General features: G+C 77.4%; 2 protein-coding genes (1 of these 2 cut by a window edge). Both read left to right on the top strand.

Features of this window, described 5'->3' with window-relative positions; genetic code table 11:
- Positions 1-14,589, top strand: the 3' portion of a protein-coding gene (locus tag GTY84_RS23345; RefSeq protein ID WP_161228336.1) for an SDR family NAD(P)-dependent oxidoreductase. It extends 435 nt beyond the left edge of the window; only the last 14,589 of its 15,024 coding nucleotides appear in the window; its start codon lies beyond the left edge, outside the window; the stop codon is at positions 14,587-14,589.
- A complete protein-coding gene (locus GTY84_RS23340) occupies positions 14,586-15,791 on the top strand; it encodes a MupA/Atu3671 family FMN-dependent luciferase-like monooxygenase (protein WP_161228335.1) in 1,206 nt (401 codons plus the stop codon). Before GTY84_RS23345 ends, GTY84_RS23340 begins: the two co-directional genes overlap by 4 nt.

Raw genomic sequence — 15,791 nt, 5'->3', positions numbered from 1 at the left:
GGACCGCTGCCGCTGGTGTTCCTCACCGGCCCGGACCACCCGGACACGGCCGCAGCCCTGGGCGCGCTGGCGCAGGTGGCGCACGCGGAGGACCGCAGACTGCGCGCGGTGGCCGTGACGGTCGACACCGGGCCCGGCGGCACGGTGGACGCCTTCGAGGTGGCCTTCGCGGAGCTGGCGGCGCTCCGGCCGGGCCTCGGACAGGTGCGCCACGGCGCGGGCGGCCGGGAGGTCCGGGTGCTGCGCCCGGCACCGGACCGCACCGGGCGGTCCGCGGTGTTCCGGGACGGCGGCCGGTATCTGGTCACCGGCGGCACCCGGGGCATCGGCCTGCGCCTTGCCGCGCTGCTCGCCCGTGACCACCGCGCCCGGCTGGTGCTCACCGGCCGCTCCGCGCCGGATCCGGAGCAGACGGCCGGGTACCGGCGGCTGGAGGAGTCCGGGGCCCGGATCGTCCCCGTGCGCGGGGACGTCACCGATCCCGGGGCGGCGCGCGCGGCCGTCGACACCGCCGTGCGCGAGTTCGGCGGACTGGACGGCGTCCTGCACTGCGCGGGGCTCAACGAGGACGCGTACCTGGTCAACAAGGACCTCGCCTCGGCGCGGCGGGTGCTGTCCGTGAAGCTGGACGGGGCGGCGCACCTCGACCGGGCCACGGCCGGGCTGCCGCTCGACCTGTTCGCCCTGTTCTCGTCGACGTCCGCCTACTTCGGGGCGGCCGGTCAGTCGGACTACGCCGCCGCCAACCGGGCCCTGGGTGAACTGGCCGCGGCCCGCGCCCGGCGGGTGGCCCGGGGTTCGCGGCACGGCGCGTCGGTGGCCGTGGCCTGGCCGCTGTGGGCGGAGGGCGGCATGACGGTGTCGGACCGCGACCGCCGGATGCTGGAGGAGACGCAGGGGATGCTGCCCATGCCGACGGGGACGGGGCTGCGGGAGCTGTCCGCCGCCCTCGCGGCCGGGGAGCCGGAGATCCTGCTGGTCCACGGGCGGGCGGACCGCGCCCGCGCCTGGGTCGCACGGGTGTCGCGCGAGGAGTCGGCCGGGGCCGCGCAGGCCGGTCCCTCGGCGACCGGGGACGGAGAGGGTTCGCGGCCGGGCACCGGAAGGGACCCGGCACGGGCGGCAGTCGGGACCGGCGAGGTCGGCGGCCCGGGTGGGGACGGCGAGGGCGGCGGCTCCGGCGGAGGCGACCGGACCGCGGCAGCGGAGGCGTATCTGCTGGACCTGGTCACCAGGACCGCCAAGCTGCCCCCCGGACGGCTCCGCGCCGACCAGGAGTTCTCCACCTTCGGGGTGGACTCGATCCTCATCAAGAAGCTGACCGCCACCCTGGAGGACCGCTTCGGCGACCTCCCGGTGACCCTGCTGTTCGAGTACCGGACCGTGGCGGAGCTGGCCCGGTACCTCGTCGCGCGGCACCCGGAGGGCTTCGCACCGACGGCCCCGGACGCGCCGGGTACGCCGGACGGCGCGGGCACCGGCACCGGCACCTCCGCCCCCGGCACCGGCAGTACCGGCTCCCCCGCCCGCCCCGCCGACACCAGGCACCGCGCGCGCACCGGTCCGCCCGGGGAGCTCTCCGGAGGACTGCCGCTCGACCGGGCGGTCGCCGTCGTGGGCCTGGCCGGACGGTACCCGGGCGGCGCCGACCTCGACGAGTTCTGGGAGTCGCTGGCCTCGGGCACCGATCTGATCACCACGGTGCCCGGGGACCGCTGGGACAACGACCGCCTCCTCACCGACCGGCGCGGCACCCCCGGCGCCGTCACCGGCCGGTGGGGCGGCTTCCTCGACGACGTGGCCCGCTTCGACCCGCTGTTCTTCGCCATCTCCCCCGCCGAGGCCGCCCGGCTCGACCCGAACGAGCGGATCTTCCTGGAGGTCGCCTGGTCGGCGCTGGAGCACGCCGGGTACTCGCGCCGGCGGCTGCACGAGGCCACCCGGACCGGTGACACTCACGCCGTCGGCGTGTTCGTCGGCGTGACCGGCTCCCAGTACGGGCTCGTCGGCGCCGAGCAGTGGGGCCGCGGCAACAAGGTCCTCGCGCACTCCATGGACTACTCGATCGCCAACCGGCTCAGCTACGTCCTCGACGTGCACGGGCCCAGCATGGTCGTCGACACCGCCTGCTCCGGTTCCCTGACGGCGCTACACCTGGCCTGCCGCAGCCTGCTGTCGGGCGAGTCCCGGATGGCCGTGACGGGCGGCGTCAACGTCAACATCCACCCCATCAAGTACGCGGCCCTCACCGACATGCGGCTGCTGGCCTCCGACGGCCGCTGCCGGGCCTTCGGCGCGGACGGCGACGGCTTCGTGCCGGGCGAGGGGGCCGGGGCGCTGGTCCTGAAGCGGCTGTCCGACGCCCTCGCCGACGGCGACCGCATCCACGCCGTGGTGCGCGGCACCGCCGTCAACCACGGCGGGCGCAGCAACGGTTACACCGTGCCGACGCCCCGCGCCCAGGGCGCGGTCGTCTCCGAGGCGCTGCGCGCGGCCCGCGTCGACGCGCGGACCATCGGCTGCGTCGAGGCGCACGGGACCGGGACGGCGCTGGGCGATCCGGTCGAAGTGGAGGGGCTGCGGCGGGCGTTCGCCGAGCACACCGACGACACCGGCTTCTGCGCGATCGGTTCGGTGAAGTCCAACATCGGCCACGCCCAGGCAGCCGCCGGCGTGGGCGGCGTCACCAAGGTCGTGCTGCAGTTCGCGCACCGCACCCTGGTGCCCACGCTGCACAGCGAGCCGGTCAACCCCGGGCTCCGGCTGGAGACCACCCCGTTCCGTCCGCAGCGGACGAAGGAACCCTGGCCCGCCCCGGCCGGCACCCCGCGCCGCGCGGCGGTGAGCTCCTTCGGGGCCGGGGGCGCCAACGGACACGTGGTTCTGGAGGAGTGGGCCGTCCCGCAGGGGTCGGCGGACGACGGACGGCCCTACGCGGTGGGGCTGTCGGCCCGTACTCCGGAGCAGTTGCGGAGGATCGCGGAGCGGCTGGTGGCGGATCTGACGCGGGGGCCCGGCCGTGCGCTGCGCGACATCGCGTTCACCCTGCTGACCGGGCGCGACGAGTGGGACCACCGGCTCGCGGTGGTGGCCTCCTCGGTGGACGAGCTGTGCGAGCTGCTGAGCGCCCATCTCGACGGCGAGGTGTCGTCCGCGGTGCGCGCGGGCCGCGCGGGCGGGGGCGCCGGGGTGCCCGCCGTGACGGCCCCGGCGGACGGACCGGGGTGGGCCGCGCTCGCCGCGGCCTGGGTGGCGGGGGCGCCCGTCGTGTGGCGGGAGGCGTTCGGGGACCCACGTCCCACTCCGGTGCCGCTGCCGTCGTATCCGTTCGGCGGCGGGCGGCACTGGGTGGACCTGGTGGACGAACCGGCCGCCGCGTCCGGCGGCGGAGCCGGCCCGGGCGGCCGGGAGGACACCGTCCCGCCGCTGCCGTCCCGGACCGACGCGGTGATCGCGGACCATCTGGTGGACGGCCGGGCCGTGGTCGCCGGGGTCGTGCACCTGGAACTGGCGCGGCGGGCGGCGGGGCTCGCGGAGGCGCCGGCGGTCTTCGAGGACGTGCGCTGGCGGGTCCCGCTGGTGGCGGGTGCGGGCGTGCTGGACGCGACCGTCCGGTTCGCCGGGGACGGCGCGGGCCGGGGAGCGAACGGGGCACGCGGCGCCTACGAGGTCCGTGGTGCCGCGTCCGGGACCGTGCACTCCAGCGGGGTGCTGACCCCGGGCGGCGGTACGGACCTGGGCACGCTCGACGTGGCGGCGGTGCGCGCCCGGTGCGGGCGGCGGGTCGAGGGCGGCGAGGTGTACGGCCGGGCCCGGTCGGCGGGCCTGCGTTACGGTCCGCTGTACCGGGGGCTCGGGGCGCTGTACCGGGGTGACGGCGAGGCGTTCGGGGAGCTGTCCGGGCCCGGCACGGGGGCTCCGCCGTGGGCGGCCGGGGCGGCGCTGACGGACAGCGCGCTGCACGCGGTGCAGGGGGTGCTGCCCGAGGACGGGGAGCGCGCCGTCCTGCCCGCGTCGGTGTCCCGGATCGTGTGGGGCGGCTCCGCGCTGCGCGCCCGCTACGTCCACGTGCGGCTGGTGGCGCTGGACGCCGTGCGCGGCACCGCGCGCGCGGACGTCGTCCTCGCCGACGCCGACGGCGCGGTGCTGGCCCGGTTCGAGGGGCTGCGCGTGGCCCGCCCGGCGCCTTCGTCGGCGGGGACGACCGCTGCCGCCGACGGCGGGGACGATGACGTGCCGCTGTACCGACCGGTGTGGCGGCCGGCGGCACCGGCGGGCACGACGGCCTCCGATGGCGACGGCGGGGAGGCGTCCGGGGGCGCCCCGGGCCCGGTGCTGGTGCTGGACACGGCCCACGACCACGGGCTCGGCCGCGCGCTGGCCGCGCACCACCGGGCCGCCGGACACCACGTGGTGCGGGTGCCGCTGGAGGAGGTCGCGCTCTCGGCGGACGCCTTCGGCCGGGTGCTGGACGAGGCCGGGGGGCCGGGCACGGTCTGGTTCCTGGGCGGTGTGGAGGAGCGGCTGTACTCGGCCGACGACCTCGGCCAGCTCGACGAGGCCCTGGACCGGGGCCCGGTGGCCCTGTTCCACCTGCTGCGCGCCCTGGACACGCGCCGCGCCGCCCCGCGGTCCGCCCCCGGCGGCGACACGGGCGCCGGCGAAGGCGTGGACGGCGGTGTCGGCACGGACGCCGCCGGAGGGACCCGTTCCGGCGCGGGGGTCCGCGTCCGGGTGGTGACCTCGGGGGTGCAGGCCGTCGACGAGGCCGTCGCGGCGCGCAACCCCTTCGCGGGCGGGCTGCCCGGACTGGTCGCCACGGCCTCCCGTGAGCTGGCGTCCCTCGGCCTGAGCTGCGTCGACGTGGCGCGCGAGGATCTGCTGCGGTGCGCGCGGCAGGACGCCTGGGAGGAGTTGCTCGCCCCGCTGGCGGCGGAGCCCGCCGCCCGGCCCGCGCACCCGGTGGCGCTGAGCGGCGGGGTGCGCCACGTCCGGGAACTGGAGCGGATCGACCTGTCCGGCACCGGCGACCCGCCGCTGCGCGAGGGCGGGCGGTATCTGGTCACAGGGGGCGCGGGCGGACTGGGCACGGTCGTCGCCGGGCACCTGGCCCGCGCCCACGGGGCACGGGTGCTGCTGACCGGCCGCAGGCCCCAGGAGCACCTGCCCGAGCGGGCCCGGGCCCTGCTGTCCGAACTGCCGGACCGGGTGGCGTACGCGGTCGCGGACGTCACCGACGAACCGGCGCTGCGGCGCGCGGTGGCGGGCATGCGCGAGGCGTGGGGCGGCGTGGACGGCGTCGTGCACTCGGCCTTCGTGCTGGAGGACCGGACGCTGGCGCGGATGGACGAGGCGACGCTGCGCGCGTCGTTCGGTCCGAAGGCGTACGGCACGGTGGTGCTGCACCGGGTGCTGGCGGACGACCCGCTGGACTTCTTCGCGGTGTTCTCCTCCGCGATCTCCTTCAACGGCAACGCCGGGCAGGGCAACTACGCGGCGGCCTCCACCTTCCAGGACGCCTACGGCCGGTTCCTGGCGGCCAGGCTGCGGCTGCCCGTCCGGGTCCTCGACTGGGGGCTGTGGGGCGAGAGCGGTTCGGTCGCCACCGACGGCTACCGGGCCGGGGTGGCCGCCCGGCTCGGGGTCGAGCCGCTGAGCGACGCGGCGGGCCTGACCGCGTTGCGGCGGGTGCTGGCCGGTCCGGCCGTGCAGGTGGCGCCGGTCCGGCTGGCGGGGGCGGAAGACGGCCCGGGGGTGCGCCCGGCCCCGGTGCCGTCCGGTGGATCCGGGGCGGTCCGCGCGGCGGAGGCCGCGGCCCGGCGGAGGACCGCCGAGGGCCCCGGGCCGGCGGGCGCGGAGTACTTCGCCGCCCTGGAGCCGTACGCACGGGTGCTGTTGCGGGACGCCTTCCTCGCCCACGGCTCGTGGCCCGGCCCCGGCACGACGGTGACCCGGACCGCGCTCGCGGAACGTCTCGGGGTGCCCCCGGCCCGTGGACGGCTGCTGGACGCGGCGCTGTCGGCGCTGGTACGGGGCGGGCACCTGGAGCGCGGCGCGGACGGCGCGTTCACCGTACCGGCGACCGGGCCCCGGGTGCCGGACCCGGCCGCCGCCGGGGTGCTGGAGGAGCGGCTGCTCACCGCGCACCCCCACGCGGGCGCGCTGGTGGGCCTGTTGCGGGAGTGCGCGCGGGCGCTGCCGGAAGTGCTGACCGGCCGGCGCGACGGGCTGTCGGTGCTCTTCCCGGGCGGCGGCCACCACAAGCTGGCGCCGCTGTACCACGACGACCCGCGCTCGGAGCACTTCAACGCGGTGTGCGCGGCGGCCGTCGCCGCCCACGCGGAGCGGTGGACCGGCGAGGGCACCGGGCGGCTGCGGCTGCTGGAGGTCGGCGCGGGCACCGGCGGCACCGCTCGTCCCGTCCTGGAGGCCCTGCGCCCGTTCGCCGACCGTGTCGACTACGCGTTCACGGACCTCTCCCCCGGACTCGTCCGCAGGGCCCGCGAGCGGTTCGGGGAGGCGTACCCGTACGCGGACTTCTCGGTGCTGGACATCGCGGGGGACCCGGTGGCGCAGGGCTTCGAGGAGGAGGCCCACGACGTCGTCCTCGCGGCGAACGTGCTGCACGCCACCCGCGATGTGCGCGGCGTCGTCCGGGCGGCGGCGCGACTGCTGCGGCCCGGCGGGCTGCTGGTGGTCAACGAGGGCACGCGGGTGCTGGACGCCGTCACCATGATCTTCGGCCTGACCGAGGGCTGGTGGGCGTACGGGGACGGGGAGCTGCGCCAGCCGTGCTCGCCGCTGCTCAGCCCGGGGACCTGGCGGTCGGTGCTGCTGGACGCCGGGCTGCGCGGGGTGCGGACCGTGGGCGCGGCGGGGCCGGACGACGGGGCGGCGGGCCAGCACGTGTTCCTGGCCGAGCGCGACGAGTGGCCGGTGCCCGTAGGGCGCGCCCCGCACGCCGGGGGCACGCACGCCGGGGGCGCGGACGCCGGGGGCACGGACGCCGGGGGCGGGGTGGGCGGGGGCGCGGTCGGCGGGGCGGCGCTCCCGTCCTCGGCGCCGATGCCGGACGCGCCGGGGACGGCGCCCGGACCGGACGCGGTTGAGGCCGCCGCGGCGTATCTGCGGGGCGTCCTGGCCGACGTACTGCGGATGGACAGGACGGACCTCGACCCGGCGGCAACGCTGTCCTCCTACGGGGTCGACTCCCTGGTCGCCCTGGAGGCGGCCGAGCGGATCGAGGCGGACCTCGGCACGGCACCGCGCCACGTCCGCTTCGAGTCGGTGTCCGTGCGCGAACTTGCCGGGGTGCTGCTGGAGACGGCGGGCGGAGCGCCGGACCGGTTCACGGGCGGCGGGGTGGCCGGGACCGCCGTCGCCGTACGGCCGGACGGGACCGGCGCCCGCCCGGCCCCGACCGGCCCCGCTCCCGTCGCGGCAGCCACCGCGTATCTGCGGGAGGTGCTCGCCTCGGTGCTGGGCATGGACGCGGCGGACCTCGATCCCGCCGCGCCCCTGTCCTCGTACGGGGTGGACTCCCTGGTGGCCATGGAGGTCCTGGAGCGGGTCGAGGCCCGGCTCGGGCCCGTCCCGCGCGCCGTGCGCTTCGAGACGACGTCGCTCGACGGGGTGGTCGAGGCGCTGCTCGGCGATCCTTCCCGTCCGCTGGACCGGCTGTCCGGCCCGGCCGCGGCGACGGAGCCCGCCCCGGATGCCGGATACGTCCCGACGGGGGCGGTGGCCGCGGTGCCGCGCGCGGGCGGGACGGCGTCCGGAGCACCGGGCGCGGGAGGGAACGGAGGGTGGCCGTCCGGCACGGACACCGCCCCGGTTCCCGCTCCGGTCGGGGATGCGGCGGCCGGGCCGGTCCCGGCGGAGGCCGTCGGGTCCCCGCACGTCCCGGTCCCGGCCGCGCCGGCCGCGGTCGGCCCGGCGGCACCGGCCCACCCGATCGCTCCGGCCGGACAGGGCGCCCCGGCCCGGGTGGTGCCGACGCCCACCGCCGAGGAGCCGCTCGCCGTCGTCGGGTTCTCCGGACGGTTCCCCGGGGCCGGTACGCCCGACGTGCTCTGGGGGCGGCTGCGCGCCGGCCGGCGGGCCGTCTCCGGGGTGCCCGGCGGGCACTGGGCGGCCGATCAGAAGGAGGGTGAGGCGCGGTGGGGCGGGTTCCTGGACGACGTGGAGGCGTTCGACCCACTGGTCTTCCGGATGTCCCCCCGGGACGCCGAGCGCACCGACCCCCAGGAGCGGCTGTTCCTGGAGGCGGTGTGGACGGCGCTGGAGGACGCGGGAACCACCCGGGCCGGTCTGGAACGCGCGGCACGCGCCACGAACGGCGCCGGTGTCGGCGTGTTCGCCGGGGTGATGCACAGCCCCTACCAGGTGCGGGCGGCGGAGCTGCGCGGCGCGGGCCACGAGGCGCGCGCCCATTCCGCGCACTGGTCGGTGGCCAACCGCGTCTCGCACGTGCTCGGCTTCACCGGGCCGAGCCTGGCCGTGGACACCGCCTGCTCGTCCTCCCTGACCGCCCTGCACCTGGCGTGCGGGGCGGTACGGCGCGGGGACTGCGGCGCCGCCGTGGTGGGCGGCGTCAACCTGATCCTGGACCCGTCGCACCACGACGCCCTGGCGGGGATGAGGATGCTCGCCCCGGACGGCCGCAGCCGCTCCTTCGACCGGGACGCCGACGGCATGGTCCCCGGCGAAGGCGTGGGCGCCGTCGTGCTCAAGCCGCTGGCGGCGGCACTGCGCGACCGCGACCGGGTGCACGGCCTGGTCCTGGGGACCGCGGCCAACGCGAACGGGGCCACCGACAGCATGGTCACCCCGAGCGCCGACGCCCAGGAGGAACTGATCCGCAGGGCGCTGGCCCGCGCGGGTGTCGAGCCCGGCGCCGTGCAGTACGTGGAGGCGCAGGCGACCGGCTCCCCGATCGCCGATCCCGTGGAGGCGGCGGCGCTGGCCCGGGTGTTCGGGGGAGCCGGGGTGGCGGTCGGGTCCGTGAAGCCGTCCCTGGGCCACCTGGAAGCGGCCTCCGGGATGGCCCAGCTCATCAAGGTGCTGCTCCAGATGCGGCACGGTGAGCTGGCGCCCACCCTGGACTGCCCCCGTCCCGTCGCGGAGTTCGACGGCGACGCGCTGCGCCTGGTGCGGGAGCCGGAGCCCTGGCCCGGCGGCACACCTGCCGCCGGACGGCTCGCCTCGGTCAGCTCCTTCGGCGCGGGCGGCGCCAACGCCCATGCGGTGCTGGCCGGTCCGCCGGAACCGCGGCCCCGGGCCCAGGCGGGGCCGGGAGCGGGTGCGATGCCGCGCCTGATCCTGCTGTCGGCCCGGCGGGAGGAACAACTCACCGCCCACGCACACCGGTTGCGCGACCATCTGGCGGAACGCGGCGACGCGGCGCCGGAACTGGCGGACGTGGCCCGCACCCTCGCGGTGGGCCGCGAACCGCTCGGGCGCAGGCTGGCCGTCGTGGCGCACGACGTCCCCGAACTCGTCTCCCTGCTGGACCGCCATCTCGCCGGGGAACGGCCTGACCGGGTGTCGGCCGGCCACGCCCCGGCGGACGCGGACACCGGTCACACCGTCGCGCCCGGCGCCGGGCCGGCCGCCCTGGCGGCGGCGGGCGCGGCCTGGGCGGCGGGCGCCCGGCTGACGGGGGCGGCGGAGGCCCTCGGCCTGGACGAGGGCCGGATCGTCTCCCTGCCCGGCTACCCCTTCGCCCGGACCCCGCACCGGCTGCCCGCCGGAACGGCCCCCGCGGGCGTCACCGATGCGCCCCCGGCGGTGCCGGTCCGGGCTCCGGTCCCGGTGCCGGCCTCCGGACCGGCCGCCGTCCCCGCCGCGGAACACCGGCCCCGCCACACCTCGGTCCCGGAGGAGGACGACGTGACAGAGACCATCGGCCGGATGCGCGCCACCGTGGTGGACGCGGTGGCGGCGGTGCTGGGGGTGCGGCACGAGGACATCGGACTGGACGAGCACCTCAGCGACTTCGGCTTCGACTCGGTCACGGTGGTCGAACTGACCGTCCGCGTCAACGCCGAGCTGGGCACTTCCCTCAACCCCGCCGACCTGTACGGCTTCCGCGATGTCGGGGCCCTGATCGAGGCCCTGGCCCGGCAGACGGCGACCGTGCCGCAGGCCCCGGCCGCACCCCCGAGCCCCGAACCACCGGCACCGGACCGGCCACAAGCACCGGCACCGGCACGAGTGCCGGCCCCCGCGCCGGCCTTCCCGCCCGGGACGGCCCCGGGACCGCCGCCTCCCACCGGGACCGGCCGTCCGGAGCCGGGGCACCCGGGCGTGGCCGAGCCCGTCGCGATCGTCGGGATGGCGGGCGCCTTCCCCGGCTCCCCCGACCTCGCCTCCTACTGGGCCAACCTGCTCGCCGGGCGGGACCTCGTCGAGGAGATACCGGCCGAGCGCTTCGACTGGCGGGAAATCTACGGCGATCCGAGGACCGATCCCGGGCGGGTGGCCTCCCGCTGGGGCGGCTTCCTGGCCGACGCCGACCGGTTCGACGCCGGGTTCTTCCGCATCTCGCCGCGCGAGGCCCGGCTGATGGACCCGCAGCACCGGCTGTTCCTGCAGACCGTGTGGCGGGCCGTCGAGGACGCGGGCCACGATCCGGCCTCCCTGGCCGGCACCCGCACCGGCGTCTTCGTCGGCTGCGGCTCCACCGAGTACGCCACGCTGCTCCTGGAATCCGGCACCGAGATCGACGGCCAGGTCGCCACCGGCAACGCGCACAGCATCCTGGCCAACCGCGTCTCCTTCCTGCTGGACCTGCGCGGACCGAGCGAACCGGTCGACACCGCCTGCTCGTCGGGGCTGGTCGCGGTGCACCGCGCGGTGGGCGCCCTGCGCTCCGGCGAATGCTCGGCGGCGATCGCGGGCGGGGTCAACCTCACCCTCACGCCCACCGGGCACCTGGCCTTCGGCAAGTCCGGGATGCTGGCCCCGGACGGCCGCTGCAAGTCCTTCGACCACCGCGCCGACGGCTATGTGCGCGGCGAGGGCGTCGGCGCGGTCCTGCTGAAGCCGCTGTCGGCGGCGCTCGACGACGGCGACACGGTGTACGCGGTGATCCGCGGCACGGCGGTCAACCACGGCGGCCGGGCGGCGTCGCTCACCGCGCCCAACTCCGAGTCGCAGGCGGCCGTGATCACCGCGGCGCACCGGCGGGGCGGCACCGACGCGTCCCTCGTCGGCTACGTGGAGGCGCACGGCACCGGGACCGCGCTCGGCGACCCGGTCGAACTCAAGGGCCTCACCCGAGCCTTCCACGAGCTGGGGGTGGGGCCGGAGCACGGCCGGGGCATCGCCCTCGGCAGCGTCAAGACCAACGTCGGGCACCTGGAGACCGCGGCGGGCATCGCGGGACTCGTCAAGACCGTCCTCGCGATGCGGCACGGCATGCTGCCGCCGACGCTGCACCTGGAGCGCCCCAACCCGCTGCTCGACCTGGCGGACGGCCCGTTCCACCTGGTCGACTCGGTCCGCCCGTGGGACCGGCCGCGCACCGCCTCCGGTGCCGAGGCGCCCCGGCTGGCCGGGATCAGCTCGTTCGGCTTCGGCGGTGTCAACGCCCATGTGGTGGTGGAGGAGTTCGTCGACCCGCGGGCGGTGCCCGCCGACGACGGCACCCCGGAGCTTTTCGTGCTCAGCGCCCGCTCCGACGACCGGCTCAGGGAGTACGCGACCCTGTTCGCGGACCGGCTGGACCGGGCGGCGGCCGGCGGCGCGGACCCCGTGGGCCTGCGCGCGCTCGCCCGGACGCTGCGGGTCGGGCGGCCCGCGCTGGAGCGCCGTCTCGCCGTGGTCACCGACTCCTCCGCGCGGCTGGCCGCGGCGCTGCGGGCGTTCGCCGCCGGTGAGCGGTGCGACGTGGTCGCCGAGAGCACCCCGGCCGTGCCCGACCGGGCCGCCGCCGGGGTGCTGGACGCGGACGACACGGCACGGGTGCTGGAGCTGGCCCGCTCCGGCGACCTGGGCAAGGCGGCGGCCCTGTGGGTGCGGGGCGCCGACCTCGACTGGTCCGCGCTGGACAGCGGTGAGCCGTGGCGCCGGGTGGCGGGGCTGCCCACGTACCCCTTCGCTCGCGAGCGCCACTGGTTCACCGGAGCCGCGCCCACGACGGCCACGGCGCCCGTCCCGGTGACCGTGCCCGCCGCGACCGCCCCGGCCGCGACGGCAGGGGTCACCTCCCCGCCCCGGCCGACGGCGTCCGTCGTCCCGGCCCCGGCTCCCGTGACCGGCCCGGCCCCCGCACCTCCGGCGTCCCCGGCACTCCCCGCTCCCCCGCACCTCGCTGCGCCGGCCCCACCGGCGCCCGCTCGCCCCGCCACCGTGCCCGCGCCCGAGCCCGCACCCACGGCGCCGCCGACGCCACCCGCCTCCCGCTCCGCGACCGCGGCGGACGGGACGACGGCCCCGGCAACGGCTCCCGCCCCCGGCGGCGGCCTGGCCGCCCGGGTGCGGGTCCTGCTCGCCGAGGGCATCGGTCTGCCGCCCGAGTCCGTGGCCCCCGACCGGGACCTGGCTGCGTACGGCGTCGACTCGATCTCGGCGCTGCGGATCATGCAGCGCATCCAGGGCGCGTTCGGCGACCACATCCCCATGGCGGCGATCTTCGAGTGCACGACCCTGGACAGCCTCGTCCGGCACCTCACCGACGAGTACGGCGTCTCCCCGGACGGCGGACCCGCACCCGCCACCGCCGGGGAACCCGGCGCGGCCGACCGGGCGGCGGGCGCACCGGACGCGCCGCCCGCCCCGGCGCCCCGGGCGGTCGTGGTCCCCTTCGGGGAGGACGGCCCCGGCACCCCTCTGTACGGCCTGCCCGGGGAGACCGGCGAGCTGACCTGGCTGCTGCGCCTGCGCGCGCCGTTCGCCGCCCGGGGGCCGGTCCGGGGAGTCGAGTTCACCACTCCCGCCCCGCGCGGCACGACGGCGGGGCACGGGCTGGCGGAGCTGGCGCGGGTGTGCGTCGACGCGATCCTCGCGCACCGTCCTGCGGGCCCGTACCGGCTGGCCGGTCACGCGGTGGCCGCCCGGCTCGCGGTGGAGGCGGCACGGCTGCTGACCGACGCGGGCCACGAGGTCGCCGATCTGGTGCTGCTGGACGCGCCCGGACCCGAGGAGCGGCTCGCCGGGGACGACGCGGCCGATGTGCGCGCGGTGGCCGAGCAGTTCGCCGCCGTCTGGTGCGGCTCCCCGGCGTCCGCGCCGCCGCCCGCCCCCTCGGGGACCGCGGCGGACCGCGGGGCGGCGCTCCGCTCCGCCGTCCGGTCGCTGTCCGCGCTTCCCGGTGTCCCCCTGCGCGGCACCCCGCTGGAGGAGCGCCTGGCCGGGGCGGCCGACTGGCGCCGGCTGCTGCGCCGGGCCGTCGGGGACACACCCGTCCGCCCGCTCGCCCCGGCCGGCCGGACCGCCGTCCTGGCCGCCCCCGGGGCGGGGTCCTGGGACCGCGCGCTGGTGCCGCCGCCGGTCCTGCTGGACGCGGTGGAGGTGCCCGGTGGCACCCTGTCGCGCGAGGGCGCCGCACGGCTGGACCCCCGCGCCTCCGGGACGGCACCCGCGCCCCGGCCCGCGCCCGTGGCCGCAGGACGCGGTGTCCGCACCGTCCCCGCCGGGGACCGCAGCTTCCTGGTTCCCATCAACCGCTCCGGGACCAGGATGCCGTCGTACTGGGTGCACCACCTGTTCGGTGACGTCAGCTACTGCATCTACCTGTCCCGGTACCTGGGCATGGAGTATCCGCTCCACGGGCTGGAGCAGCTGGACGCCGATCTGCGGTTCACCGAGTTCCCGTCCATCGAGGCGATGGCGGCACGCTACGTGGCGGAGATCCGGGCGGAGCACCCCGAGGGGCCGTACGTGCTCGGCGGGGCCTCCTTCGGCGGCATCCTGGCCTTCGAGATGGCGCGCCAACTGGTGGCGGACGGAGCCGAGGTGGCCCACCTGTACCTCGTGGACGCCCTGCTGCCGGGGACGGGCGCCTGGGACGGCGTCGACAACTCGGTGATCACCGAGGAGAACCAGGACGCGGTCACACTGATGCTGATCGGCAACTCGGCCTCGCAGTTGTGGAAGGCCGAACCGTCACTGACCATCGAGGAGCTGACGGGTCTGTCGGCCGAGGAGGCCATCGACCACGTCACCCGGCACGTGGTGGAGGGCTCCCCGGCCGAACTGTCGGCGGAGGAGGTGCACCGGCTGGTGCGCACCCGGTTCGCGCTCCTCGACCTCAACGGCAAGCTGCTGCTCGACTACCGGGCGCGGCCGTTCGCCCGGCCGGTGCCGACCACGGTCTTCCACGCCACGCGGGGCTTCTCCGCCGCGCGCAATCCGTACGGCATGCCCGCGATCGGCCGGGACGACAGCGACACCACCAACGGGCTCGGCTCGCTGGCCGGTGACGACGTGCGCGTCCACCACCTGGACGCCGACCACTTCACCATCGTCCTGGAGGAGAACCTGCGGGCCATCGCCGAGGTCGTGGCGGACACCCTGCCCCCGACCGAACCCGCCACCACCGCCACGTCCGCTCCCGCTCCCGCTCCGAAGGGACCGCGCGCATGACCGACTTCAGCGTCTACTTCTTCTCCTCCGACGACCGCAACGCCGCGGGTGACCGGTACCGGTTCATCCTGGACGTCGCCCGCTACCTGGACGACCGGGGGTTCCTGGCGATCTGGACGCCGGAACGGCACTTCCAGGAGTTCGGCGGCAGCTTCCCCAACCCCTCCGTGCTCAGCGCGGCCCTCGCCACGGTGACGAGGAACCTGCGGTTGCGGGCCGGGAGCGTGGTGCTGCCGCACCACCACCCGGTGCGGGTGGCGGAGGAGTGGGCCCTGGTCGACCAGTTGTCCGGCGGCCGGGCCGGGATCTGCCTGGCCACCGGCTGGCACAAGGGCGACTTCGTCTTCCACCCGGACCTCTACGAGGACCGGCGGGAGTACACCTTCGGGCACGTCGCGACGCTGCGCGCGCTCTGGCGGGGGGAGCGGGTGTCGTTCCCCGGCCCGGACGGACGGCCGCTGGAGGTGCGCACCCATCCTCGGCCGCACCAGCCGGAGCTGCCGCTGTGGCTGGTGCACACCTCGAATCCGGAGACCTGGCTGCGGGCCGGCCGGGAGGGGCTCAACGTCCTCACGCTGCTGGACAGTTGGGAGCGGCTGGCGGAGAACGTCGCCGCGTACCGGGCCGCGCGGGCCGGGGCCGGACTCGACCCGGCCGAGGGCGTGGTGACCGTGGGGCTGCACACCTTCGTCGGCGACGACGAGGCGGAGGTGCGGCGGACCGTGCACGATCCCGTCCGTCGCTATCTGGCGTCGTTCGTGCGCCAGAAGCGCGGGGACGCGGCGGTCGACGGGGCCTCCTCCGCCATGAGCGACGAGGAGCAGCGGGCGCTGGTGGACGTCGCCGCGGAGGACTTCTACCGGCGGCGCTCGCTGCTGGGGACGCCGGACAAGTGCGAGCAGGTGGTGCGCAGGCTGGCCGGGATCGGGGTCGACGAGATCGCCTGCCTGGTCGACTTCGGTGTCCCGTTCGACACGGTGCTGGGCATGCTGCCCCGGCTGGACGCGCTGCGTGCCCGGTGCGCCGACCTGCGCCCGGCGCCGGCGGCCGCCCCCTCGACGGCACCCTCGGCGGCACCCGCTCCGGGTCCGGCCCCGGACGGACCCGGAGCGACCGGGGAACCCACAGCGACCGCCGGGGAGACCGCCCGCCGTACGGGCGTCCCGGACGGCGGACTCTCCTGGTACTACGCCCGCTCCTGA

Origin of the sequence: Streptomyces sp. SID8352 (assembly GCF_009862265.1) — a bacterium.
GTDB lineage: Bacteria > Actinomycetota > Actinomycetes > Streptomycetales > Streptomycetaceae > Streptomyces.
This window is presented reverse-complemented; position numbering and strand designations above follow the sequence as displayed.